This is a genomic window from Undibacterium sp. TJN19 (genome assembly GCF_049339485.1).
GTDB lineage: Bacteria > Pseudomonadota > Gammaproteobacteria > Burkholderiales > Burkholderiaceae_D > Undibacterium.
Map to the genome: position 1 here is coordinate 1,125,023 of NZ_JBMPPL010000001.1, position 25,166 is coordinate 1,150,188.

At 52.1% G+C, this 25,166-nt stretch carries 20 protein-coding genes; 16 read left to right on the forward strand and 4 right to left on the reverse strand.

The window, feature by feature from the left end:
• Nucleotides 1–55 precede the first annotated feature (55 nt).
• Nucleotides 56–1,327 (forward strand): tetratricopeptide repeat protein, encoded by a 1,272-nt coding sequence (locus ACO0LH_RS05215; RefSeq protein ID WP_422939977.1) that lies wholly within the window; start codon nt 56–58, stop codon nt 1,325–1,327.
• 259 nt (nt 1,328–1,586) lie between these two features.
• Here ACO0LH_RS05215 and ACO0LH_RS05220 read toward each other — a convergent pair whose 3' ends face one another.
• The 3 genes from ACO0LH_RS05220 to ACO0LH_RS05230 are packed head-to-tail and all read right to left on the reverse strand — an operon-like array spanning nt 1,587 to nt 4,327.
• A complete protein-coding gene (locus ACO0LH_RS05220) occupies nt 1,587–3,206 on the reverse strand; it encodes an ammonium transporter (protein WP_422939978.1) in 1,620 nt (539 codons plus the stop codon).
• 20 nt (nt 3,207–3,226) lie between these two features.
• Nucleotides 3,227–3,565 (reverse strand): P-II family nitrogen regulator, encoded by a 339-nt coding sequence (locus ACO0LH_RS05225; protein WP_110254759.1) that lies wholly within the window; start codon nt 3,563–3,565, stop codon nt 3,227–3,229.
• A 15-nt stretch (nt 3,566–3,580) separates the two neighbouring features.
• A complete protein-coding gene (locus ACO0LH_RS05230) occupies nt 3,581–4,327 on the reverse strand; it encodes a TorF family putative porin (protein ID WP_422939979.1) in 747 nt (248 codons plus the stop codon).
• A 410-nt stretch (nt 4,328–4,737) separates the two neighbouring features.
• Between ACO0LH_RS05230 and ACO0LH_RS05235 the strand changes: the two genes are divergently transcribed.
• The 15 genes from ACO0LH_RS05235 (at nt 4,738) to ACO0LH_RS05305 (ending at nt 22,996) form a co-directional block, all read left to right on the forward strand.
• Nucleotides 4,738–4,980, forward strand: coding sequence for an accessory factor UbiK family protein (locus ACO0LH_RS05235; RefSeq protein WP_422939980.1), 243 nt, complete (start codon nt 4,738–4,740; stop codon nt 4,978–4,980).
• Between the two features lie 12 nt (nt 4,981–4,992).
• Nucleotides 4,993–6,516, forward strand: a complete 1,524-nt coding sequence (locus ACO0LH_RS05240) for a YifB family Mg chelatase-like AAA ATPase (protein ID WP_422939981.1) — start codon at nt 4,993–4,995, stop codon at nt 6,514–6,516.
• Between the two features lie 550 nt (nt 6,517–7,066).
• Nucleotides 7,067–8,890 carry a hypothetical protein gene (locus ACO0LH_RS05245; RefSeq protein ID WP_422939982.1) on the forward strand — a complete coding sequence of 608 codons (1,824 nt, stop codon included), beginning with the start codon at nt 7,067–7,069 and terminating at the stop codon, nt 8,888–8,890.
• A gap of 131 nt (nt 8,891–9,021) precedes the next feature.
• Nucleotides 9,022–11,454, forward strand: a complete 2,433-nt coding sequence (gene hypF, locus ACO0LH_RS05250; RefSeq protein ID WP_422939983.1) for a carbamoyltransferase HypF — start codon at nt 9,022–9,024, stop codon at nt 11,452–11,454.
• Between the two features lie 56 nt (nt 11,455–11,510).
• The gene (locus ACO0LH_RS05255; RefSeq protein WP_422939984.1) at nt 11,511–11,789 is read left to right on the forward strand and encodes a HypC/HybG/HupF family hydrogenase formation chaperone; all 279 of its coding nucleotides are present in this window, start codon (nt 11,511–11,513) and stop codon (nt 11,787–11,789) included.
• 30 nt (nt 11,790–11,819) lie between these two features.
• The gene (locus ACO0LH_RS05260) at nt 11,820–12,542 is read left to right on the forward strand and encodes a D-sedoheptulose-7-phosphate isomerase (RefSeq protein WP_422939985.1); all 723 of its coding nucleotides are present in this window, start codon (nt 11,820–11,822) and stop codon (nt 12,540–12,542) included.
• Nucleotides 12,529–13,683 (forward strand): hydrogenase formation protein HypD, encoded by a 1,155-nt coding sequence (hypD, locus tag ACO0LH_RS05265; protein ID WP_422939986.1) that lies wholly within the window; start codon nt 12,529–12,531, stop codon nt 13,681–13,683. The genes ACO0LH_RS05260 and hypD overlap by 14 nt, the downstream gene beginning before the upstream one ends.
• On the forward strand, nt 13,680–14,792 hold the full coding sequence (gene hypE, locus ACO0LH_RS05270; RefSeq protein WP_422939987.1) for a hydrogenase expression/formation protein HypE: 1,113 nt from the start codon (nt 13,680–13,682) through the stop codon (nt 14,790–14,792). The genes hypD and hypE overlap by 4 nt, the downstream gene beginning before the upstream one ends.
• A gap of 39 nt (nt 14,793–14,831) precedes the next feature.
• The gene (locus ACO0LH_RS05275) at nt 14,832–15,440 is read left to right on the forward strand and encodes a hypothetical protein (protein ID WP_422939988.1); all 609 of its coding nucleotides are present in this window, start codon (nt 14,832–14,834) and stop codon (nt 15,438–15,440) included.
• On the forward strand, nt 15,440–16,360 hold the full coding sequence (locus tag ACO0LH_RS05280) for a phosphoribosyltransferase family protein (RefSeq protein WP_422939989.1): 921 nt from the start codon (nt 15,440–15,442) through the stop codon (nt 16,358–16,360). The genes ACO0LH_RS05275 and ACO0LH_RS05280 overlap by 1 nt, the downstream gene beginning before the upstream one ends.
• A gap of 3 nt (nt 16,361–16,363) precedes the next feature.
• On the forward strand, nt 16,364–17,173 hold the full coding sequence (locus ACO0LH_RS05285; RefSeq protein ID WP_422939990.1) for a M15 family metallopeptidase: 810 nt from the start codon (nt 16,364–16,366) through the stop codon (nt 17,171–17,173).
• Nucleotides 17,174–17,217: 44 nt separating this feature from the next.
• Nucleotides 17,218–19,140 (forward strand): nickel-dependent hydrogenase large subunit, encoded by a 1,923-nt coding sequence (locus ACO0LH_RS05290; RefSeq protein WP_422939991.1) that lies wholly within the window; start codon nt 17,218–17,220, stop codon nt 19,138–19,140.
• Nucleotides 19,141–19,201: 61 nt separating this feature from the next.
• Nucleotides 19,202–19,900 carry a DUF2076 domain-containing protein gene (locus ACO0LH_RS05295; RefSeq protein WP_422939992.1) on the forward strand — a complete coding sequence of 233 codons (699 nt, stop codon included), beginning with the start codon at nt 19,202–19,204 and terminating at the stop codon, nt 19,898–19,900.
• A 208-nt stretch (nt 19,901–20,108) separates the two neighbouring features.
• Nucleotides 20,109–21,770 (forward strand): DUF1800 domain-containing protein, encoded by a 1,662-nt coding sequence (locus ACO0LH_RS05300; RefSeq protein WP_422939993.1) that lies wholly within the window; start codon nt 20,109–20,111, stop codon nt 21,768–21,770.
• A gap of 23 nt (nt 21,771–21,793) precedes the next feature.
• Nucleotides 21,794–22,996 (forward strand): DUF1501 domain-containing protein, encoded by a 1,203-nt coding sequence (locus tag ACO0LH_RS05305; protein ID WP_422939994.1) that lies wholly within the window; start codon nt 21,794–21,796, stop codon nt 22,994–22,996.
• Here ACO0LH_RS05305 and ACO0LH_RS05310 read toward each other — a convergent pair.
• A complete protein-coding gene (locus ACO0LH_RS05310) occupies nt 22,968–25,166 on the reverse strand; it encodes an ATP-binding protein (RefSeq protein ID WP_422939995.1) in 2,199 nt (732 codons plus the stop codon). The genes ACO0LH_RS05305 and ACO0LH_RS05310 overlap by 29 nt on opposite strands.

Below are 25,166 nucleotides of genomic sequence, written 5' to 3' on the forward strand. Positions count from 1 at the left end.
GCTACTGCCTGACCCTGCTCTTGCTGCTACTTTCATTTTTACATCTGGATCACTCATGAATAAAATCTCTTACCTGTTCGCCGCCATGATGGTGGCAGCAATCGGATCTGGCGTTTCTCCTGTGACTATCAATACTGCACAAGCACAAGAAGCTGCTGCTGATGCAAGCAAGCAACTGACCGTACGCGCAGAAATGGGCAAGCCACTTGCTGAAATCCAGGAACTGCTGAACGCCAAGCAATATCCTCAGGCGGTGGAAAAAATCAATGCCCTGGAAGCCCTGGACAAAAAGACGCCCTATGAAATATTTGCCATTGACCGCATGCGCGCCGTGGTGGCCTCCAGTACGAATGATTCAGCCATGATGGCCCAGTCTTTTGACAAGATGATACAGACTGACTTTCTGAAAGACCCGGAAAAACTGCGTCTTATCGAAGCCATGGCAGGTACCTTCTTTAACGAGAAGAAATATGATCTGGCAAAAGCCTGGGCGCAGCGTTACCTCGCCAAAGACAATAGCAACCAGGGTATGCACAACCTGATGGCACGTGCCTATTATCTGGAAAATGACTATGCCGGCACCATCAAGGTATTGACTGCTGTTATCGCAGAAGATGACAAAGCCAAACGTAACCCCAGCCAGGAAAACCTGCGTCTGCTGGCTGGCAGTTATCAGCAAATCAAGGACAATAACGGCTATGCGCTCGTGCTGGAACGCATGCTCGAACTGTATCCACAAAAAGAATACTGGGGCGACCTGTTGTATCGCATAGAACACCGCCCAGGTTTTGCAGAACGTCTGCGTCTGGACCTGTACCGTTTGCTGCTGGTCACAGACTCGCTGGATGATGCTTCGCAATACGTAGAAATGACGGAACTGGCCTTGCTGGCAGGCTTGCCGATTGAAGCCAAAGCAGCCATCGATGCTGGCTATGCCGCCAATATGTTGGGTAATGGCAAAGAAGGTGCCAAGCACAAGCAGTTACGTGACCGCACCTATAAACAGGCTGCTGATGACCTGAAAAATCTGGACGCCGGCGAAGCATCTGCCAAAGCATCGAAAACAGGTATAGGCATGGTCAACATCGGCTACAACTACGTGTTGAACGGTCAGTTCGACAAAGGCATTGGGTTGATAGAGCAAGGTATTGCAAAAGGTGGCCTGAAGTCTGTTGATGAAGCCAAACTGCATCTGGGCATGGCTTACCTGCATGCCGGCAATCGCGAAAAGGCGAAAGAAGTATTCAAAACCATACAAGGCAATGATGGCGCCGCCGACATGGGTCGCTTGTGGCTGCTGGTACCTGCCAAGACTGCCAGCAAATAAGTCAGCAGTTAGTAAATAAGTCAGCAAGTAAGCCTGAGCAGACTGCATCACCTTACAAAGCCGCGCTGCCCAAACGGGTAACGCGGCTTTTTAACGACCTCACTATTTTACCCGCGCCCTCTTTAGCTTCACAGAATAAAAAAAGGCAGCCCTGCGTGACGCAGGACTGCCTGTCAAATTCAGGACCGCAAGCTCTGATTACGGTACTGACGGTACTTCCTTTGGATACTCAAAATTAGAACTATAAAACGACTTCAGATCATGAATGATAAGCAGATTCACCATGGCTGGTGATGTCCAGACCTTCACGTTCTTCATCTTCTGGTACACGCAGGCCAACCACCAAGTCAACCAGCTTGTAAGCGACCAGAGAAACAATGCCTGACCACAAAATCGTGACACCAACCGCCGTACCTTGTGTGACCAGTTGATCAAAGATGGAGTAAGGATCAGCCGACATCTTGTTGGCGACATAATCAAATATGCCCTGACCACCCAACGATGGGGCAGCAAACACGCCAGTCAGCAATGCACCCAGGATACCGCCAACGCCATGTACACCAAATACGTCGAGGGAATCATCTGCACCCAGCAGACGTTTCAAACCATTCACACCCCACAGACAGACGATACCTGCCAGCAGACCGATGATCAGTGCACCCATAGGGCCAACAAAACCGCAGGCTGGCGTAATCGCAACCAGACCAGCTACCGCACCGGATGCGCCACCCAGCATGGAAGGTTTGCCCTTGGACATCCATTCACCGAATACCCATGAAACAGTTGCAGCAGCTGTTGCCAGCAAGGTGTTGACGAATGCCAGTGCTGCCACATCGCCAGCTTCCAGTGCGGAACCTGCATTGAAACCAAACCAGCCCACCCACAACAGGGATGCGCCTATCATCGTCATGGTCAGCGAATGTGGCGCCATCGATTCTTTGCCGTAGCCGACACGTTTGCCTATCAGATAAGCACCAACCAGACCGGCCACCGCAGCATTGATATGCACGACCGTACCACCGGCGAAATCAAGCGCGCCTTTTTGTTGCAGGAAACCGCCTTTGACCAGTTCAGTAGCCGCCGTAGCTGCATCCTTGATGGTGTCAGGACCAGTCCAGAACCAGACCATGTGAGCGATAGGCAGGTAACTGAAAGTGAACCACAAGACCACGAACAACAATACTGCCGTGAATTTTGCACGTTCAGCAAAAGCACCAATGATCAGGCCGCAAGTAATTGCAGCAAATGTCGCCTGGAAGGCTACATAGACAAATTCAGGAATAACAACACCCTTGCTGAAGGTAGCCGCCGTACTGAAGGTGGCTTTGGCAGGATCCCAGATACCTTTCAGGAACAGCCTGTCAAACGAGCCGATGAACTTGCCGCCCTCTGTAAACGCCAGTGAATAGCCATAGATGCACCAGAGAACAATAATCACGGCAAAGATCATGAAAACCTGCATGAGTATGGACAGCATATTCTTGGAACGTACCAGGCCGCCGTAAAACAGGGCCAGGCCTGGTATGGTCATCAAAATAACCAGCAAGGTCGAGACCATCATCCAGGCCGTGTCGCCCTTGTTGGGAACCGGAGCCGGTGCAGCCGCCGCTGCTGATGCCGCCGCAGGGTCCGCAGCCACAGCCGGTGCAGCAGGTGCTGAAGCAGGCGCGGCCGCAATGGAAACAGCTGGTGCGGCTGGTGCTGTAACTGTCGCCGACGCCGCAGGGGCTGAAGCAGAAGCCGATGAGGCGACTGCTGTAGAAGCAGGCACTGACGCAGCAGCTGCTTTTGGTGCATCTTCAGCCAAAGCCAGCGATGCAAAACCGACTGTTGCCAGTAAGACTGTCCCCGCCAGTATGTTCTTCAATAGTTTTTTCATGTGAACTCCCTGGTAGCCGATTAAAGCGCGTCGTTGCCGGTTTCACCGGTACGAATACGCACAACTTGTTGCAAGTCATAGACAAAAATCTTGCCGTCACCAATTTTCCCGGTACGGGCAGCGGTTTCTATCGCTTCAATCGCCCTATCAACGATGGCATCGTCCACGGCTGCTTCAATTTTTGTCTTGGGCAGAAAATCGACCACATATTCGGCACCACGATATAACTCGGTATGGCCTTTTTGGCGCCCAAAGCCCTTGACTTCCGTTACGGTAATCCCTTGCACACCAATGGTGGACAAGGCTTCGCGTACTTCATCGAGCTTGAAAGGTTTAATAATTGCTGTAATCAGTTTCATGCTGACCTCGGATATTTAAAAGGATTTGACTGCAGATAAAACCAGAGTGGTTTTACCTGTAAATTTTCCGGCGGGTGTCACATACAGTTTGCTGTCGGCATTCGTACCCAGGGCAGCCAGACCGAAGTTCACGCCAAAAAATTCTTTATTGACACCGACTTTCCAGTCGGAATACGAGTAGGCACCATTGTTTTTAATGGTCTGACGGCCTACATGCAAACCCAGGGTATACCCTTCTGGCAGATCAATGTTGGCGCCAAGATCAAGGTAACCACTGTTTTTGCTATTCACAAAACCAAACAGGTTGGTCACGGAATGCGAGTACTTGGCATAGACTGGGCCAGTACCGATCTGACCGTAGATTTCTGTGGTGTTTGCGTCTGCAAAACCAGGGATTTTATTCAAGCCATTCGATGGATAAATATAGGAAAGAATGCCGACGTCATACGATACGTCTTTCACGATCTCGCCTTTTTTACCAGCATACAGATCCCATTCGATATCACCGCCACCACCGGCATCCTTGGTCCACTTAATGGTAGACAGCCAGGTGCCGGCGTAAAATCCGCTAGGGTTATTCACATAGTCGGCACCACCCTGCAAGGCAGGGTCCATACGTGACTGCGCAATAGCACGATAACGGTATTCGCTGGCGGCACCAATATTGAAGCTGACTTCATTATCTGGCTTGGCGTCTTCTGCAAATGCATAGGCACTCATAAAAGTAGTGGCAACAGCAGCGGCGATTACTAGTTTTTTCATTGCGCTTCCCCCTGATTGATAAACATATGGATTGAATAAAAGTCTTGCAGGGTTCATTTGACGATCTGGCTGTCTGGCCCGCCAGTGTGTTTCGTGAACGCTAAATTTTCTTTTCTCTTCCCTGTTAGCAGGAGTCGTGCCAACTACGTAACTTTACTTAGTTTTGAATGATTGCCTCCTTTGCAAGCTGTAGTTAGCCGGGGTAAACGATAGACAACACTTGATTTCATGCACCTGCCCCCAATACCAGATGGAGGTATGGCAAGATGCGCTATCATTCTTAAGTGAATAGAGTAATAAGCAAGCTTTGAAGCTTTATGCACCAATAAAAGGCATGAAGTTTCTATACAAAAAAACAGTCAGGTAATGCGCGCACCAATTAGGTGCAACTACAACATAGAGGATAAAGTATGGATAAGCAAAATTTCTTTAATGACATGCAAGCCAAGATTAACCAGGTGTTGGAAAACTCACCGGCCAAAGATATAGAGAAGAATGTCAAGGCGATGATGAGCCAGGGTTTTTCCAAACTGGACCTGGTCACCCGGGAAGAATTTGATATTCAGGCCCAGGTACTGGCAAAGACCCGTGCCAAACTGGAAGCACTGGAAGCAAGAGTCGCTGCACTGGAATCCCCGCAAAAAGACGTATAGGCAATAACCCCGATGTCGCTCGCTGTTCTCAAAAGCCGTGCCCTCAATGGCATGGACGCACCGCAAGTCACGGTGGAAGTGCATCTCGCCAATGGTTTGCCTGCATTCACTATCGTTGGCCTGCCTGAAACCGAAGTCAAGGAATCCAAGGACAGGGTACGGGCGGCATTACAGAATGCCAGGTTCGATTTCCCGGCCAAAAGAATCACAGTGAACCTGGCTCCGGCAGACCTGCCTAAAGAATCTGGCCGTTTTGATCTGCCCATCGCCCTGGGCATATTGGCGGCATCAGGCCAGATACCCGGTGATGCGCTGGAACAGTATGAATTTGCCGGTGAACTTTCTTTATCAGGTGAATTGCGACCGATACGCGGGGCACTGGCCATGACTTTTGCCATCTGCAAAAGCCAGCAGGCATCACAGCAGGAACCGGCTTTTATCTTGCCTCGCGCGAATGCGGATGAAGCTGCACTGGTCAGCGATGCCGCCATTTATCCGGCAGATTCGTTACTGCAAGTATGTGCTCACTTTGCTGCTATAGGCGCAGATCAAAAGCTGGTGCGTCACCGGCCAGCCGCCCAAACGACACGGCCACATTATCCTGACTTTGTGGAAGTCAAAGGTCAGTTGCAGGCCAAACGAGCCCTCGAAGTGGCTGCCGCGGGGTCACACTCCGTCATCATGGTGGGCCCACCGGGTACCGGAAAATCCATGCTGGCCGCGCGCTTCCCTGGCATTTTGCCTACCATGACCGATCAGGAAGCGCTGGAATCCGCCGCAGTACAATCGCTGACTTCTGGATTTTCCATAGAGAAATGGAAGACCAGACCCTACCGTTCGCCGCACCATACTGCTTCTGCTGTGGCGCTGGTTGGCGGTGGTGGCACACCACGTCCAGGCGAAATCTCTCTGGCGCATCGTGGCGTTTTATTCCTCGATGAATTACCTGAGTTTGACCGCAAGGTACTGGAAGTTTTGCGTGAACCGCTGGAATCAGGCCACATTTGCATTTCGCGCGCAGCCCGCCAGGCTGATTTTCCGGCCCGGTTCCAGCTGATTGCGGCGATGAACCCATGTCCGTGTGGTTATTTTGGCCACAGCAATGGCAAGTGCCGTTGCACGCCTGACGTGATTGCCCGCTACCAGGACAAAATCTCTGGCCCCTTGCTGGATCGTATTGACATGCAAATACAGGTTGGTGCCCTGCCCCATGCCGATTTGCTGAAACAGGCTGACGGCGAAGCCAGCGCCAGTATACATGCACGAGTGGAAATGGCATTTACCAGACAGCAAGCGCGTCAGGGTAAGGCGAATAATCTGTTATCCACCACAGAAATAGATGTGCACTGCAAGCCTGACCAGGCGGCCGAACAGCTATTGCGCAATGCCATGATCAAGCTCAACTGGTCAGCCCGCGCTTATCACAGGGTCTTGAAAGTCGCCCGTACCATCGCCGATCTGGCGGGAGCAACACAGATCAGCGCTGCGCATGTAGCAGAAGCCATACAATACCGGCGTGCTTTCAAAGATCATTAGCTCAACACTCGAAGTGCACGAATGCACCTCAAGAGCATCAATGTACATGCATCACCTGGACATCAGCGCCATGCATATCGCGTCTTCTACATCGCTATAAAATCTACTCCCCCGTATTTCTCTTAGTTTCAGAAAAGCAAATTATCGGACAGCATCCGGCAATTTCTGTCTGCTGACGTGCATTTCGCACACTTTTCATTTTGTCATATAAAAATTGCAAATAATTGATAATTTAATATTCAATTATATAAAATGCATGCTAAATTACTACTCCAAGTGATTATTGTATTTTTTATACCTCGCCTGATTTTTCAACCAATTGCCAGCCCAGGTATGCAAGCCCGTCAGTTCTGGTCTTTTGCCGTGTGTTGTTCTTAGTCCTTCGCTTCAAACGAAGTTTTAGCAAATGCAGTAAGCAAATTGTCGCCTCAAAGATGCAGGCAATGCTGGCGTGCGTCTTCTGTGAGCAACTTAGTCAGATGTCAAATCAAAAGCGAGAAAAGAACAGCTCTGATCTTGCAAAAAAGGGAGAAATACAATGAGTGGGTTCATGACAACAATACGGCGCAGTGGCGCTATGTCAAAATGTCTGGGATGTGTGGCGGTTGCGATCACGCCACTGCTGACGGGCCAGGTGCAGGCACAAACCGTGATACCGCAAGATGCCAAGCCATTGTGCGCTGTTTCGCCGCAGACCTTTTCCGGTTGGTTCGGCGGTAACGTAACCTTGAATGGTGCCGTCAATCCAGCCAATAGCGTGACTTTCCCCAACACTGGCGATTGTAGTTTCTATCAATGGTCGGAGCAGATGTTCCTGTGGCTGACCTCGCCAGCCCCCAGTTCTTATGGTGGCAGTAATAGTCTGGTTTTCAATTCACCAGTCTTTTTCAATGTATCTGGCAAAAATGCGCAAAATCAGCGTACCTATACCCCGAACCTGCCAAATGTGCCGCTGCCTCTGCTGAACATCCGCAGCGCCCAGGTGGGTCCAAATGGCTTGCAAAGGATAGCGGATAAAAACGGGCATGAATTTGAAGTGTTGCCTGCGCCACAGACTGAAAAAGGACAATCGCTGATACGCAGCAATGCCGGCAAGCTGGTCGAAATTGGCCGCATAGAAGCGCAGGAAGGCAAGAAACCCAGTTTCTTCGATACAAATAACAAGAAAATCGCCGTCCCCAGTGTAGCGCCGATGGACACCTCGCTGGCCGTACGTGTTGCGCCCCAACTGTTGAAACTCGACGGCAAGGTAGCAAAGAATATGGTGCAGGCTTTCCAGGCGAATGGCAAAACGGTTTTCATTGATAGCCTGGGCAATGCGATAGAACCAACCCAGGGCCAGGCAGGCAGCCTGTCTGGCGTATTGTTGGGCCAAAATCAGTCGCTGGTGTATTACGCCACCATGGTCAATGATGTGTTTGCCTATTTCCAGACCGGTGTCGCCAATGGCAATATCTCCAACCCCAATAATGTTTTCCCGACGACACAGCCTGAACTTGACCCTGTCATTGCCTATGCAGCATCCAAGGGCGTCAAATTACTCGCTTCTGAAGCGCTGGCAATGGAAGTCAAAACATCATGGATAGACACGGCTGGTCTTGATGCACTGGGTTTAAAAGCCAGCAACTATGTCACCGTCAACACCAATGTGCCGGTCTATAACAAATCCAATCCGCAATTATGGATACCTACTGGCCAGACACGTCCTGTGGTACTGGCACTGGTCGGCATGCATGTGGTGGGCAGCGCCAACGGTCACCCTGAAATGATCTGGGCAACATTCGAACACATCAGCAATACACCGAATGCAGCCTACAGCTACACCAATGCCAGCGGCGGTACGGTGAACGTGGCACAAAGCAGCGGCGGTACCTGGGTGTTTTCTGCACCAAATGCCACGACCTATAATGTGCAAAAAGCGAACTTCACGGGATCCCCCAATATCACCGCAAACCCTGGCCAGACCATCGCCCCAAGCGACACCCTGCGCTGGAAAGCCTGGGGCACGGGTTCTGACGCCACCAATGCGCTGCTGGAAAATACAGAAGTCATTTCCGTCAACAGCAGTGTGCTGAGCCAGTTGATCAGCGGCGATGTGCGTGCCAACTACATCATGACTGGTGCAACATGGACTATCGGCGGCAAGACCGTAGCACCGAATACCCAGTTCCCGAACAGTAATCAGGTGGGTACCAATTTGCTCAACAACACCACCATGGAAACTTACGACCAGGGTGTCAGCAGCAAGAGCAACGGGTCGAACTGTTTCAGTTGCCATTCCAATGGTTCACAACCCGGCGGGCAACCGGCTAACACGGGTGTCAGCCACATCTATAACTCCCTGGTCCCTTTATATCCAAAAACCAGTAAATAGCTCTATGCAGTGCCGGTGCGGAAATAATCAGTTCCGCACCGCTGTTTTGTCAGCAACACGTCTGACAAGACCATCGTTAAGTGAAGGCAGGTCTGTTCCTGCTGAAGTAGCCAGAATGACGAGGACCAGGCATGTCAGCTGTATTGGAGAATCAGGAGGTACGCGTCAGGGGCACTGTGCAGGGTGTAGGTTTTCGCCCTGCCGTGTACCGGCTGGCGGTGGAATGCCAGTTGCATGGTGAAGTATCGAATGATACAGATGGCGTACTTATACGCCTGTCGGGCATGCAAACCGATATACGGCAGTTCTTGCAACGCCTGCAAAATGAAGCACCACCACTGGCAAAAATAGACTCCATCAATTCGGCAGTGATTGATGCGCCGTGGTCCTATCAAAATTTTCGCATCGCTGCCTCCAGTCATGGTCATGGCCGCACCGAGATAGTGGCCGATGCAGCCACCTGCCGCGCCTGCCTTGATGAAATCGCCAACCCGGCAGAACGGCGCTATCTCTATCCCTTTACCAATTGTACGCATTGCGGCCCCAGGCTATCCATCATCGAAGGGATACCGTATGACCGTGAAACAACCACGATGGCAGCGTTCACGCTTTGCCCACAATGCCAGAGAGAATATGCCGATCCGCTGGACAGACGCTTTCATGCACAACCCGTCGCCTGCCATGATTGCGGCCCACGCCTGAGCATTCATGAGGCCGGCCAGCTTGTTGCCTCTGATTGCCATGCTACACACCTGAGCGATCTGCATCACAGAACAGAGCAACAACTGGAACAGATACATCAGGCACTGAGTGCCGGCAAGATCGTTGCAGTAAAGGGGCTGGGTGGATTTCATCTGTGCTGTGACGCCAGCAATCACGCAAGTGTAGAGTTTTTACGCCAACGCAAGCAGCGTTATGCCAAGCCCTTCGCCCTGATGTCGCATGACATGGACACGATAAAAAATTATTGCAGCGTCTCAGCGCTCGAAGCACAAACACTGCAAAGCGCGGCAGCACCTGTCGTATTGCTGGAAACAAGGCAGTTGCCACATCCTGCACTGGCGCCGCTATCGCATGCCATTGCACCTGGCAGCCATCTGCTGGGATTCATGTTGCCCTACACGCCGCTGCATCACATGATCAGCCAGCGATTTGGCAAGCCGCTGGTGATGACCAGCGGTAATCTGTCAGGCGAACCGCAAATCACGGACAATACCGAAGCCATACTTGGCCTGGGCAAGATCGCCGACCTCATCGTCTGTCATAACCGCGATATTGCCAATCGTATTGATGATTCCGTAGTACGCTGCACGGCGGGCAAAGCCAGAGTCTTGCGCCGCGCACGGGGCTATGCGCCGCGCTCAATAGCTTTACCGGCCGGCTTTGAAAATGCCGACCAGATACTGGCTTACGGCGCAGAACTGAAATCGACTTTTTGCCTGGTCAAGCAAGGCACGGCCATCCTGTCGCAACATCAGGGTGATCTTGAAGATGTCTGCACCTTCGATGACTACGAGCATAACCTGGCGCTTTATCAGCGCCTGTTTGAATTCTCGCCGCGTTATCTGGCACTTGACCATCATCCTGAATACATCTGCAACAAGCTCGCCAGGTCAGACATTGGCACAGCGCCGCTTCCTGTCATCGAAGTGCAACATCATCATGCCCATATCGCCAGCGCCATGGCAGAAAACCAGATTACCTTAAGCCACCCGCCAGTACTGGGCATCGCACTTGATGGCTTGGGTCTCGGTGATGATGGCACGCTCTGGGGTGGTGAATTTCTGTTGGCAGATTACTGTAATTTCAAGCGCGTAGGCCGCTTCAAACCAGTCGCCATGCCGGGTGCGGCACAAGCCATCAAACAGCCATGGCGCAATAGCTATGCACAGATCGTCAACAGCATGCGCTGGAATGATTTCATAGAGAAATACGGGAACACAGCACTGGCGAAATTTCTGGCTGGGCAACCAATCACCACTTTACACGCCATGATGCAGGACAAGCTTAACTGCCCTGTCGCCAGCTCTGCCGGCCGCCTGTTTGATGCAGTTGCCGGAGCCATCGGCCTGCATGCTGCGCAAGTACAGTTCGAAGGACAGGCAGCAATGGAACTGGAAATGCTGGTCGATAAAGATTTGCTCGAAAACTACCTGCACGGTGGCGACGGTGACAAGGGTGGTCACCAGGCTTACCGCTTCAGTATAGAAAGCGCAACCGACACGCAATTACTGGAACTTAATGCGGCCAGCATATGGCCGCAACTGCTGGGCGACTTGCAACAAGACGTAGCAAACAAGCGCATCGCTACACGGTTTCACGCAGGGCTGATCACCGGCATCTGCGACATGGTTGATCAGTTACAGCAGAAATATGGCTTCCATGACATTGCACTATCGGGCGGCTGCATGCAAAACGCCGTACTGCTGGAAGGCTTGAGCCAGTCTTTAAGCAAAAGAAAACTGAATTGTCTCAGCCATGCACAGGTGCCAGCCAATGATGGTGGTGTTGCCCTCGGTCAGGCAGTGATTGCTGCCGCCAGAATCATTAAAAATCAGATGTAAAGAAACCAGAAAATTTAAATCTTGCCACTCCAGACCTCACCTTAAAGGAAGAAATCATGTGCTTGGGAATTCCAGGAAAAATTGTCAGCATCACGGATGTTGAACAGCAGTTGGGCATGGTGGACGTCGGCGGCATACAGCGCGCAGTCGATCTCAGTTGTGTTGCGCAGGATGGTAAAAGTCTGCACACGCTTATCGATAGCTGGGTTTTGGTGCATGTGGGTTTTGCCATGAGCGTCATCGACGAGGCGGAAGCGCAGTCTACGCTGGCGATATTGACCGAGCTTGGGCAAATGCAGGAAGAACTGGTCGCCATGCAAGAAGGCGACTCTTGAAGAAATGCAGCTTCATCGACCAGGATCATCATGATTAACACAGAAAATGCCAGCCACCTGCAAGCCCTGTATCCGTTTCTGAACAAAAAGAAAGCGGACGCTGCGAGCATGAATCAGGCGCTGCTTGATTCCATTACCCAGAAAATGGCGCAACATCAAAACGTCATCAGCCAGTTCTTTGCCAACCATCAGCAAGCCGTGGTGAATTGCGCGAACGCGATTGCCACTGTTTATAAAAAGCAGGGACAGTTATTCACCATGGGCAATGGAGGTTCCAGTTCAGACGCCTCACATATCGCTGTGGAATTTCTGCACCCTGTTACGACAGGCCGACCCGCCTTGCCAGCCTATGACCTCAGTTGCGACAAGACTGTCATGACAGCCATCGCCAATGATGTCGGTTATGAAAACGTATATGCACGCCAGGTTGCCACCCTGCTCCATCCCAATGATGCCTTAATCGGCATCTCCACCAGCGGCAATTCAGACAACTTGCTGCGGGCATTTGCACAGGCGAAAAAGACAGGCGCTGTCACGATAGGTCTGGCAGGCGGCACCGGCGGGGAAATGAAAAAGATAGGTCTTGATCACTGTCTGGTGGTTGATTCAGACAGCATACACCGCACTCAGGAATGTCATGTCGCCATTTATCACGTCCTGTGGGATCTGGTGCATACCCTGCTGGCTGACGAACGCGGCTATTTAAGTAATAAAACCACAGTAAACCGGGAGGCAGAAAATGAAATACGTTGATGAGTTTCGTGACCCTGAAAAAGCCAGGGCTTTGATCAGGGAAATTACCCGCCTGTCAGATGACCTGGCCAAAGACCTGAAGCGCCCCGTCTACATCATGGAAGTGTGCGGTGGCCACACACATTCAATTTTTCGCTATGGCATAGAAAACATGCTGCCCGCCAGCCTGGAATTGATCCATGGCCCGGGTTGCCCGGTCTGTGTACTGCCCATGGGACGTGTCGATGATTGCGTCGCCATTGCCGAACAGGCAAATACCATCATGACCACCTTTGGCGACGCCATGCGCGTGCCGGGTTCCAAGCGCAGCCTGTTACAGGCCAAGGCCCTGGGTGCAGATGTACGCATGGTGTATTCACCGCTGGATGCATTGAATATCGCCAGGAAACACCCGGATAAAGAAGTCGTCTTCTTTGGCCTGGGTTTTGAAACCACTATGCCCAGCACCGCGCTGACCGTTTTGAAGGCCGAAGCCGAGGGTATACGCAATTTCTCGTTGTTCTGCAATCACATCACCATTATCCCTACCATCAAGGCAGTGCTTGATTCGCCTGATTTGCAGCTTGATGGTTTTCTTGGTCCTGGCCATGTCAGCATGGTGATAGGCAACCAGCCCTACGGCTTCATTGCTGAACACTATCATCGCCCGGTTGTGGTGTCTGGTTTTGAGCCACTGGATATTTTGCAATCCCTGTGGATGGTGCTGAAACAATTGCATGCAGGTGAAGCACACATAGAAAACCAGTACAACCGCGTTGTACCTGAACACGGTAACCGGGCCGCACTGGAAGCCATCAGCAAGGTTTTTGAGCTGCGCCAGTTCTTTGAATGGCGTGGACTGGGCTCGATCGACAATTCAGGCGTGCAATTGAACCAGCAATACCTAGCGTATGACGCTGAAAAGAAATTTTCCATTCCGGCCGTCACCATTGCTGACCCTAAATCCTGTCAATGCGGTGAAGTATTGAAAGGCGCGATCAAGCCCTGGCAATGCAAGGTCTATGGCAAGGCCTGCACACCAGAAACACCGTTGGGCGCCCTCATGGTATCGAGCGAAGGTGCCTGTGCTGCCTATTATCAATACGGCGGTGCACCTAAAGATAGTATCAAAATACATCCAGTAGAGGAGATCAGCGTATGAACATGGCAGAGAAACATCTGGCTCCGGCCAATGAAGAAACCCATACCGACGAAGTGGCAACACGCAGGCGGCAAGGCAAGCTGGTCAGTTCGGTCATCACCCTGGCACATGGCGGGGGTGGCAAAGCCATGCGTGACTTGATTGACGATGTCTTCATTGATGCCTTCAGCAATCCCGCCTTGAATACACTGGAAGACCAGGCTCGCTTCCAGTTAAGCGATCTGGCGAAATATGGTGACCGGCTGGCAATGACCACGGATTCGTATGTCATAGACCCGATTTTCTTTCCCGGTGGCGACATCGGCAAACTGGCAATCTGCGGCACGGTCAATGATCTGGCAGTCGGCGGTGCCACACCCTTGTACCTGACCTGCGCCATGATCATAGAAGAAGGCATGCAAGTCGACACCCTGCGCCAGATCGTCAAATCCATGGCCGACACCGCCAGGGCGGCTGGTGTATTCATCGTGACTGGTGACACCAAGGTGGTGGGCCGGGGCAGTTGTGACAAGATCTTCATCAATACGGCGGGGATAGGCGTCATCCATCAGGATTACCGGCTAGGCGCGCACCTGGCTGGCGAAGGCGACCATATACTGGTCAATGGCTTTCTGGGTGATCACGGGGCGGCAATATTGAATGCGCGTGGTGACATGCATTTGTCCAGCCCTGTCGAAAGTGATTGCGCCCCCTTGCATGAATTGATACAGACTTTGCTCACCGCCGCACCGGGCACACGCTTTATCCGCGATGCCACCCGTGGCGGTATAGCTTCGGTGCTCAATGAAATTGCCGATGCATCGCGGTGCGCGATAGAAATTCATGAAACCAGGACGCCGATACGTCAGGAAGTAAAAGGCTTTTGCGAAATCCTGGGCCTTGATCCCTTATACCTGGCCAATGAAGGCAAGATCGTTGCCGTCGTGCCAGAAAACCAGACACAGGCCGCACTGTCAGCCATGCGGGACCATCCACTGGGAAAACACGCTGCTGACATTGGTACTGTGTTGACAGGTGGCAGGGCCGGGCGCGTGCACATGCAAACCAGTTTCGGCGGCAAACGCATCGTCGACATGCTGGTCGGTGAACAACTGCCGAGAATTTGCTGATTGCCCTACAAAAATTGTCAACTCCATTAAGGAAAGACCATGATTTTTTCTTCCAAAGAATATATTCCCGCACAAGGATTGCTGATACGCATCGTTGACAATGGCAAGGTTCTCACGCTTGATTACCAGGAAGCCACCGCCATGCATCAACGCTCACTATGGTGGGGCACTGCCGTTGGCTACCGTGCCATGCAGGTAGCAGCACTGGCCTTGTCCAAAGACCAGTTGTGGCATCGTGAAAACCTGGTCGTGGTCAGCGCCCACCCTGGGCCGGGCGTGCTGGATTCGCTGAACTATGTCACCCACTGCGCTGACACTGGCAGCCTGACGGTCATGGAAAACGATAACTGTGTGAGCCGCTGCAATAGCCAGATGAAATTTGAATGGTGGGTCAGTGACGGCAGGCAGACTGCGCACGTGATGCTGAATGAAGATTTCGTGCCGCTTGATTTTTATCAACTGATAGACAGGCGTGTCTATAGCGAAACAAAGGCTGATGACGATAAGTTGTTTGAATTATACAAAGTCAATCTGTCTTCACGTATCTGGGTAGGCGCACTGGAAGAGAATTTTACGGTGGAATTGCTGCCGCCTTTAAGCAAGGGCGAGCTGCCGTCCCATCATGAATGGAATAAAGCAGTCGCCTGATGCTGATGACTGAGCCTGTCAACCGTGCACAGCAGTTGTACTGTCTGGAAAAAATCACCGGGCTACCTCTGCCATTAAGCGTGGCCTTGTACCGCCACTATCCCGGCATGAAGCTGGGTCAAATGCCACTGGTTGATTTTTTCAGCCGGGAGCTTGCCCTGCTGGCCGCAGACATCATGCGCAATGATGTTGCCCCATCCGGGCCAGGCTGGGTCATCACTGCGCCGGCTTATTATTCTCTGCCTTCAGCGGCGAATCTGCTGGCAAGACAAGTCTGCAAACTGTTGCTGCAATGGGGGCATCGCGTCGACTTGATCGAGCCACGTCTGAATCAACAGCAGATCGCTGTCAGCAACCTGGCTGAATTCAGGCAAAGCAATGACTACAGCAAGAACCCGTCGCAAACTCGCATGGCAGAGCGGCAGCGCGTACATGCCCTGGCAGGAAAAGATACACAGATGTCTGCATTCAGGCACAGGCGCGTCATGATCATCAATGATATTCATGTTACCGGCACGCAGCAAAAATTCATGCAGGCAGCGATGCAGGATGCGTCTGCCAGTGAAACACACTGGCTATATATCTTCCATGTAGAGCAAGGGCTTGCACAACAACATCCTGAAATCGAATTCCAGATCAATAGCAACGGCATCACCGGCCTGGACAGCTTTGCTGCCATTCTCGCTGATGAACAAACTCAGTATACGACGCGCTGTCTGGCCCGCCTGTTCAGTGAAGAGATCGAGGACTACCGCTACCTCATAGGCGCGCTGCAAGCTGGGACCAGGGAAAAAATTTTGCAGCTGGCCCAGGCAGAAGGACGTTATAACCACTCTATCTTCGCAGAAAAAATGCAATTGCTGTCAGCACGTCATGTTCAGATGGCCGAAAAACAAACCATGGAAAAGGAAGAAGGTTAAACCATGTATGACATCGATTATCAAATCCCGCTGGTTGACCTGAGCAGGATACGTTTGCCACATTACCAGATCCCGCTGGACCGGCAATCACCTCTATTTACCGAAGAGCTGGTGAATGTGCGTGATTATGATTTGCCGTTTTCATCCTGGCATGCGATGTCGGATGGCAGCAATGCCCCCTATCATAAAGCCATACAGGGTAGCCGCACTGATGGCTGGCTGAGGAAAACCTTCGCAGAAAAACTGGCGCGTATCAATCACCTGCTGCATTCTTTTGACGTGGAGTTGCTGATACTGGATGCCTACCGGTCCATAGAATGCCAGCGTGGCCTGTGGGCATTTTACTGGGAGCGCGGGCGCGTCGCCAAACCCGATGCCACCGATGAAGAATTGCGTCTGCACACGCTGGGGTATTTACGTGACCCACGCAATTTTGACCCGCAGGATGCGCGCAGTTTTCCCATACACAGTACCGGCTCTTCCATCGATGTGGTATTGCGTTACCGCAAAAACGGGCAATGGCTGAACATGGGATCGGCGTTTGAAGAATATAGCGATGTCAGCGCCACAGATTATTTTGAGCGTCAGTTGCAACAGGGTGCCATCGATGACAGGGACGAACGTCTGTGGAATCGCCGTCTGTTGCACTGGTCCATGTCCACCGAAGGCCTGACCAATGACCCGATTTTTTACTGGCACCACGACTGGGGCAACCAGATCTGGATCAAGGTCAAAAAAGTCATGCATGGCAGTGCGCCGGATGCGGCCTGGTACGGCTATATCGCCGACCCGCAATGGGAACAGTTCGCCTGATGGCGTATGCCAGACAATCAGTCCGAATACAGGAAGGAAACGATATGGATCTGGAATTGGAGCACACTGGCCAGGCAAGACAGACGCCAGCCGCAGGAAATCTGAAGCCCTCAGGCAACCGCCTCAGTGCCGGGCTCATGCAGTTGATCAGGGAAAAGAATACTGCCAGCCTGAGCGCTAAAACAGACCCCATGAGCCGGCTGGAAGGCGCGCTGGCCGTACATTGCCGCGTTGATCTTGCCGGCGGGAAGATACTGGAAAGTGCCTCCATGGCGACACTTTTCAAAGGCTATGAGTCACTATTGCCGGGACGTGATTTGTCCAAGGTAGGCATGGTCAGCGCAACGGCTTCGGGCATCTGTGGCGGCGTCCATGCGACGGCTTCTGCGCTTTGTCTGGAGATGGCACTGGGGCTGGAGCCACCACCTTTGGGTATCGTCTTGCGCAACCTGTTACTCAGTTGCCAGTATCTGAACGATAACTGCATGCACTTGTTCATTCTGGCGGGGCCGGATTATTCGGCACAAGTCATACAAAATACCAATCCTGAAATCTGGTCTCTGGCACAGCACAGCCATAGCAAGCATACCGCCATACATGGCTATACCTGCATCAGCGATCTCCTGTCTGCGCTTAACAAGGGTAGCGGCGCATTGTATAAAGAAGCACTGCAAATGGTAGCGCGGGCGCGTCGGGCTTATACACTGCTGGGTGGTAAGTACCCGCATTCTGAATCCATCATCCCAGGTGGGGTGACGATACAGGCGGATGCTGAAAAACTGAGGCAATTCAGGCAAATTTTGCAGCCCTTTGTTTTATACGCCCAGAAAACCGCTGCTGTCTGGAATGAGGTTTTTGATTTCATGCTTGATGCCAATCCCCTCTATGAAGAACTGGGGCGCTCGGCGGCTTCCATGCTCGATTTTGGTCAATGGGATCATCCTGATCATTATGACGGGCGCTATGCACATTGCGATGCCTGGGGAGAAAAACGCTGGTCCACACCTGCGGTGATGATCAATGGTGAGCTGACCAGCACGCGCCTGAGCCTGCTCAATGCTGGCATGGAAGAGTTTCTGGATTTTTCTTATCAGCAACGACACGATAATGTCAACGACGCCACACAACATATCATCGGGACAGACCCGAATGGCAACGCCATTTCAGCCTTTCACCCATGGAACAAAAGAACCCGGAACCCGAAAAACCTGAATCCGCAAGCCTATAGCTGGGGATCAAGTCTGACCTGGCATGGCCATAATTTTGAAGTGGGGGCGTATGCACGCTTGTATCTGACGGCTGCTGCGCAAAAATTACCCGATAACCCATATGTGGCGGCCACCGGCAATAGTCTGGAATTTTTATTGCCTGTGCAGACTGGCCGGGAAATCGCCATGCAGTGGAAAATCCCGGCGGTCTGGAATGCCTTCGAGCGCAACCGTGCCCGTGCCTGCTCCCTGGCATTTAACCTGGCTGTCACGCTGGAAAATATCGGCATTGCAGAGCGGCTGGTGCGTAACGGTGAGACGCTCACGCATGTCCCTTTGGATCAAAGCAAGTATGGCTTGCAACTGGGTGTTGGCTTGTGGGGCGCCAGCCGTGGCTTCCTGGCGCACTGGGCAGTTATCCAGGATCAGGTCATCGATAACTACCAGATCGCCATCCCCTCACGCATCAATGTAGGCACTTGCACGCCGGGGCAAGTACCAGGGCCGCTGGAGATGGCATTACAGAATACGCCAATACTGGAAAGCCGCTTCAGGCATGGTGGCAACGGTGATAACCGTTGCAATGACGACAACAATGTCCGCGATTTCACAGGCATAGACATACAACGCACCATACAAAGCTTCGACCCTTGCATGAGTTGTCATGCCCATATACTGATAGATCAAAGCAATGAGGTATTGCTCAGGGAAATTGATACGCATTTCCCCACTCTTCCCCATCCATCCCAATTGACTTGATCGTTGAAATTCCGGGAAACATGACCAGATAGAGGCTATATCATCCAATCAGGAGATGGCCATGTCCCCACAAGAAACCCAGATTTTACAAAACTTCCTTGATCAATTAAGCAAGGTTCAAGGTATCGACAAGGACTTGCAGGCGCAGCACATGATCACAGAAGCTGTCAGCAAACAGCCCGATGCCAGTTACCTACTGGTGCAAAGAGCCTTGCTGCTGGAGCAGGCTTTGGCGACAGCCAATAGCCAGATCGCCAGCTTGCAGGCCAACATACGTGAATTGCAGGCGCTGAATACCCCTGCTTCAGGGAAAGCTTTTCTCGATCCCGCCATCAGTGGCTGGGGTAATAGTGCCAGCAGCCGGCCTTTAAATGTAACAAACAGTGTGCCGGTCAATAATTATGCGGCCAACCCGCCGCCATTACCCTTGGGCATGCCACCCATCCCCAGTACGGCTTCTGCACCCGGCTTTTTTAGTGGCCACACCGGCAGCATGCTGGGTACCGTTGCAGCAACTGCGGCGGGCGTGGCAGCGGGTGCATTTCTGTTCCAGGGCCTGGGCCATATGATGGGCAACCAGGATCATGCACAGGTGGCAAATAATTCTGCCGCCCAGTTAAACCAGGGTAACGGTGACCTCTTGCCAGGTTACTTTGATCATGATGCCAACACCACACCAGCAAGCCTGGCAGATGCGGGAGCAGACAACGGATCCGACGGTTTACTGGATGGTCTGACAGACAGTGACGACGTGATCTAAAGGCTTTTTATCGAATTGCCGAATCAAATTGTAAGTAATCTCTTCTATTTTCTTGCTTGTTACAGCAAGTTACGAAAATCTCCAAAAATATCCGGCCTTCGCGTATAACGTTTCCAGTGTTGGGGCGTTATACGTTGATGCGGGCTCTATTGTGTCAGGCCGTCGGCGCATATCTATTGTCTGCCCTGCAATCTGGAAGAGGTTAGAGATGAAAATTCAACTAAAGCTGCACCATGCCGTCAGTGCCAGTCTGCTCGCCTTGCTGGCAGCTTGCAGTTCACAGCCACAACAGCATGCAGAAAATAGCAATAGCAAATTCCTGACGCAGGCTGCGATACCACCCGAGCAATTACTGAACCGCATTACCTGGGGTAGCAGTTATTCATCATTGCAACAAATCCAGGCCGTCGGGCCAGACCGTTTCCTTGACCAGCAGTTGCGGGGGCGTAAAGCTGTCTTGCCCCCTGCGATTCAGGCGCAAGTCGATGCGATGACAATTTCCCGCCAGCCTTTTGAAGACATCATGCGTGACCTGGAAGCGCGCCGTATCGCCGCCGACAAGCAAAAAGGCATTGATGACACGCTGGGCAAAGAATACCAGCAGGAGCTGAGCAGACTGGCACGTGAGGCCGCTACCCGTTCTCTGTTGCGTGATATCTATTCCAGCAACCAGTTACAGGAACAGATGAGCTGGTTCTGGATGAACCATTTCAATATCCATAGCGGCAAGGCCAATGTGCGTGCCATGCTTGGCGACTTTGAAGAACAGGCAATACGCCCGAATGCGCTGGGTAATTTCCGTGATCTGCTGCGTGCCACGGTATTGCATCCGGCCATGCTCAGGTATCTGGATAATGAGCACAATGCCGTCAACCGCATCAATGAAAACTATGCGCGAGAATTGATGGAACTGCATACCATGGGTGTCAATAGTGGCTATACCCAGAAAGATGTGCAGGAACTGGCAAGGGTACTGACCGGTGTTGGCATCAGCATCAATAAAGACATGCCAAAGATGAAGCCCGAGCAGGAGAAACTGTATTACCGCAAGGGCCTGTTTGAATTCCAGCCGCAACGGCATGATTTTGGCGACAAGCTGATACTGGGCAAAACCCTCAAAGGTCGCGGCATGCCTGAGCTGGATGAGGCTTTGTTACTGCTGTCCAGGCAACCCGCCACTGCCCACTATGTCAGCCAGAAACTGGCGAATTTCTTTGTGTCGGATACACCATCGCCTGCACTGGTTGAAAAAATGGCAAATCGCTTCCTGCAAACGGATGGCGATATCCAGGCGACCCTGCGCGCCATGTTTGACAGCCAGGAATTTGTCGCCTCGCTGGGTAAAAAATTCAAGGATCCCTTGCATTACATGCTGGCGTCAATCCGCCTGGCTTACGATGGCAATACCATCGTCAATACCGGCCCCATGCTGAACTGGCTGAACATGATGGGCCAGCAATTGAATGGCAGGCAAACACCGGATGGCTATGCCTTGACTGAAAGTGCCTGGGCCAGTTCAGGCCAGATGACGGTGCGTTTTGATATTGCCCGTGCTATCGCCGGTGGCAGCCCTGGTTTGTTCAAGGCTGATAATCAAGCTACAAATCAAGCTACAAATCAGGCGACAAATCAGGCTACAAATCAGGGGACAAATCAAGCCGCAAACCAGGCCACAAATCAGCCGGCAAAACCAGCTGTAGTCCAGCCTGCACAGGATAAGCCGCCCCAACCGGCATTGGCAGCCTCACCTTATGTCAAAGGCTGGAGCAAACAATTCAGCACTAGCACCCAGGCGGCCTTAAGCCAGACCAATACGGCACCCGAATGGAGCACCCTGTTTCTGGCATCCCCAGAAATGATGCATCGCTAACCTTTTCAGAGAGAGTACGAATCATGAAACGTCGTGACTTGTTAAAAGCTTTGGCCATGTTGCCATCCGCCTCCATGCTGGGTTTGAGCAGCCATGTGTTGGCTGCCCCTTCGACACAGAACCGCCTGTTACTGGTTTTTTTGCGCGGCGGCTATGATGCCAGCAATTTGCTGATTCCCACTTCCAGCAATTTTTATTATGAAGCCCGGCCCAATATCGCTATCGCCAGGCCTGGCTCATCGCCGAATGCGGCACTGGAACTGAATGCAGACTGGGGCTTGCACCCTGCCCTGCGCGAGACGATTTATCCCATGTTCCAGCAGGGTGAAGCGGCCTTCATCCCTTTCGCAGGGATTGATGACCTGTCGCGTAGCCATTTTGAAACACAGGACAGTATAGAACTGGGCCAGCCGCTCAATGCCAGCCGCGATTTTCACTCAGGGTTTTTAAATCGCCTTGCCAAGGTATTGGGCAATAATGGAAAAGTTGCCGCCATGTCGTTCACTGACCAGTTGCCGATTGCCATGCAGGGTTCGGCACATATCGCCAATACGGCCATGCGCAATGTCAGCAAAGCCAATGTCGACCAGCGTCAGCGCGATCTGATACTGAAAATGTATGGCGACACCAGCCTGTCGCAAACCGTCAAGGATGGTTTTGCCACGCGCGATGAAGTCGCCCGTGAAATGCAGGAAGAAATGAACAGCGCGAATCGCAATGCGATTTCCACCAAGGGTTTTGAACTGGAAGCGCAAAGGATAGCGCGGCTCATGCGCGATAAATACGCACTGGGGTTTATCGATGTCGGTGGCTGGGACACGCACGTCAATCAGGGCGGTGCCAGTGGCACACTGGCTGTCAAGTTTGAAGAACTGGGACGCGGGCTGGCCGCGTATCGTACCGAAATGGGTGATACCTGGCGCGATACCACCGTGGTCGTCATCAGTGAATTTGGCCGTACCTTCCGCGAAAATGGCAAGCTTGGCACTGACCACGGTCATGGCAGCGTATATTGGGTACTGGGCGGTGGCATTAAAGGCGGGCGCGTGGCAGGTGAGCAAATCGCGCTCGAACAAAACAAGCTGTTCCAGAACCGCGATTATCCTGTGCTTAATGAATACCGCGCCGTGTTGGGGGGCTTATTCAGTAGTATCTATGGCTTGAATGCTGGCCAGATAGATCAGGTGTTCAGCGGTATTAAGCCACGTGATCTGGCTTTGATATGAGATTGCTGATGTCGTCCGGGCTGTCAAGGTGCAGTGGCAGGTCTATGTAAAAATGCGTGCCAGCGATTTGCAGTTCATCCATGTAATAGCCGATTTCACCATGCATTTGTTTGATAATGGCTTGTGAAATTGCCAGCCCCAGCCCCGTGCCACCCTTGGCGCGGGTGTCAGAAGAATCTGCCTGAGAAAATTTCTGGAACAGTCGGTCGCGGAACGCCTCGGGTATGCCGCTGCCCTGGTCAATGACTTCGATGCGTATCCAGTTTTGATTGCGCATCATGGTCACCACCCTGACCCTGGAGCCTTCGGGGGAATATTTGCAGGCGTTCGATAACAGATTTGCCATCACTTGCTGGAAGCGCCCTGCGTCAACCATCACAGTAGCGTCATCGCAACTGTTGCTGAGTACGATTTCAGTCTCCATGCTCTGTGCAAACCCTTGATTATTGTTGACGGCGGTTTGCAGCAATGACTGCAAACTCAGTCGCTCAAAAACAAAATCCATCTTGCCAGCTTCTATCTTCTGGATATCCAGCAAATCATTGATCAGTCTGGTCAGGCTTTCACTGTTTTTATGCGCCATCGCCAGCAGGGCCGCTATCTTGTCCGGCACGCCCCCCATGGCACCGCCCACCACCAGACCCAAAGCACCACGTATGGCGGTGAGGGGAGTGCGCAACTCATGGCTGACGGTAGAAATGAATTCACTCTTCATGCGCTCAATCTTGCGGCGCTCGGAAATATCCCTGACGATGACGATCAGTTTGCGCCGGCCTGCATGGTAATACTCGCTGATGGCCAGCTCGGCAGGGAACATGCTGCCGTCTTTGCGCATGCGCTCGACCTCGGTACGCAGACAACCGGTTTCCAGAAACTCGGTACGGCTCATGGCCAGGCCCAACAAATCCGGTTGCCCAGGTGGTGAAAAGAACTTGCCGTTCTTGCCCACAACTTCATTCGCTGGATGCCCGTAAATCGCCACTGCCGCCGGATTCAATGCCTCAATTTTTCCAGTGTCATCGATCATGATGATGCCGTCAGCGGCATTCTGGAAAATTGCCTGCAAGCGGTCCGATGAATCCTTCAAGGCAATCTGTTGCTCGGTCAGGTTTTTCAACAAGTGTGCCTGATTCCGGTTAATGACCTCGGTCTGTTGTTTCAACTCAGTCGTCACGATCAGATCCTGCTCGCGCCTCTCCAGCAGATTGACCAGTACGCTGAAGGCAGCAACGATGGCCAATATGCCGCTCATGGCGACGACGATAATTCCCGTGCTGATTTTGCGCCAGTCAGCCAGGTATAAGTCTTCATCCACTGAGAAATTGATGATCAGCGGGTATTTTTCCAGTGTCTGTATGGCTGCCATGCGCGTAATATGCTTGCCACCATCTGCCATTCTGATGTTATTGCTGACGATGACACCGGATTTCTTGTTCTGTTCATGCACCAGCTCATAGGTGCTGCCGGTGAGATTTTTCTGTCCCATGATTTCACCTCGCTCGGGCCAGCGAGCTAGATAGGTAAAATCATTCCTCAGCAAGCCTATTGATGCATGGCCATCGGCACTCAGTTTTTCATAGAACTGTGAATAAAAGGAAGGGGACATGCCAAGAATGACGACGCCGATAAATTCCCCGTCGCTGCCGGTCAGCCTGTGACTGAGGAAAAACATCCATTTGCCCGTCGTCTTGCTGCGCACGGAAGAGCTCAGGTAAATGCCCTGTACCGGGTTATCGCGTTGCGCCGTGAAGTAGTCACGGTCAGCCAGGCTATAGGTCGGCGCAGGAAAATTGCGCGAGGTGTTGATGACATTACCTTTGACATCCAGCACAGAAATTACTTCAACTGCCGGCGACAGGCTGGCTTTTTCACGCAGAAACTGATGAAAATCATGGGTAGACAGCTTGGCGGTCAGGTAATCTGCACTGACGCTCCAGCGATCTTGTATACGTTCAGAAATACTGTCGAGCGCAGTATAGGCAAAATCCATTTGCTGGCTGACCGTCTCGGTCAGGACGATGCTGAAAGTTTCAGTCTGCTTTTCCCATTTGCCGATTTCCTGCACACGCAACATCCATACCGCAGTTGCCGCACCCACGACGATCGCCAGCACCAGGCACGCTGCCAGCGCGATGGCCAAACGACTGGTGGGTAAAACGGCTTGCTTCAT

Excerpts from the sequence above, each read along its gene's own strand:
- ACO0LH_RS05280 (WP_422939989.1), top strand. The coding sequence starts at position 15,440 with ATGCTGATGACTGAGCCTGTCAACCGTGCACAGCAGTTGTACTGTCTG.
- hypD (WP_422939986.1), top strand. The coding sequence starts at position 12,529 with ATGAAATACGTTGATGAGTTTCGTGACCCTGAAAAAGCCAGGGCTTTG.
- ACO0LH_RS05310 (WP_422939995.1), bottom strand. The coding sequence starts at position 25,166 with ATGAAGCAAGCCGTTTTACCCACCAGTCGTTTGGCCATCGCGCTGGCA.
- ACO0LH_RS05260 (WP_422939985.1), top strand. The coding sequence starts at position 11,820 with ATGATTAACACAGAAAATGCCAGCCACCTGCAAGCCCTGTATCCGTTT.
- ACO0LH_RS05230 (WP_422939979.1), bottom strand. The coding sequence starts at position 4,327 with ATGAAAAAACTAGTAATCGCCGCTGCTGTTGCCACTACTTTTATGAGT.
- ACO0LH_RS05300 (WP_422939993.1), top strand. The coding sequence starts at position 20,109 with ATGAAAATTCAACTAAAGCTGCACCATGCCGTCAGTGCCAGTCTGCTC.
- ACO0LH_RS05255 (WP_422939984.1), top strand. The coding sequence starts at position 11,511 with ATGTGCTTGGGAATTCCAGGAAAAATTGTCAGCATCACGGATGTTGAA.
- ACO0LH_RS05225 (WP_110254759.1), bottom strand. The coding sequence starts at position 3,565 with ATGAAACTGATTACAGCAATTATTAAACCTTTCAAGCTCGATGAAGTA.
- ACO0LH_RS05290 (WP_422939991.1), top strand. The coding sequence starts at position 17,218 with ATGGATCTGGAATTGGAGCACACTGGCCAGGCAAGACAGACGCCAGCC.
- hypE (WP_422939987.1), top strand. The coding sequence starts at position 13,680 with ATGAACATGGCAGAGAAACATCTGGCTCCGGCCAATGAAGAAACCCAT.
- ACO0LH_RS05215 (WP_422939977.1), top strand. The coding sequence starts at position 56 with ATGAATAAAATCTCTTACCTGTTCGCCGCCATGATGGTGGCAGCAATC.
- ACO0LH_RS05220 (WP_422939978.1), bottom strand. The coding sequence starts at position 3,206 with ATGAAAAAACTATTGAAGAACATACTGGCGGGGACAGTCTTACTGGCA.
- ACO0LH_RS05285 (WP_422939990.1), top strand. The coding sequence starts at position 16,364 with ATGTATGACATCGATTATCAAATCCCGCTGGTTGACCTGAGCAGGATA.
- ACO0LH_RS05275 (WP_422939988.1), top strand. The coding sequence starts at position 14,832 with ATGATTTTTTCTTCCAAAGAATATATTCCCGCACAAGGATTGCTGATA.
- ACO0LH_RS05295 (WP_422939992.1), top strand. The coding sequence starts at position 19,202 with ATGTCCCCACAAGAAACCCAGATTTTACAAAACTTCCTTGATCAATTA.
- ACO0LH_RS05245 (WP_422939982.1), top strand. The coding sequence starts at position 7,067 with ATGACAACAATACGGCGCAGTGGCGCTATGTCAAAATGTCTGGGATGT.
- ACO0LH_RS05305 (WP_422939994.1), top strand. The coding sequence starts at position 21,794 with ATGAAACGTCGTGACTTGTTAAAAGCTTTGGCCATGTTGCCATCCGCC.
- hypF (WP_422939983.1), top strand. The coding sequence starts at position 9,022 with ATGTCAGCTGTATTGGAGAATCAGGAGGTACGCGTCAGGGGCACTGTG.
- ACO0LH_RS05235 (WP_422939980.1), top strand. The coding sequence starts at position 4,738 with ATGGATAAGCAAAATTTCTTTAATGACATGCAAGCCAAGATTAACCAG.
- ACO0LH_RS05240 (WP_422939981.1), top strand. The coding sequence starts at position 4,993 with ATGTCGCTCGCTGTTCTCAAAAGCCGTGCCCTCAATGGCATGGACGCA.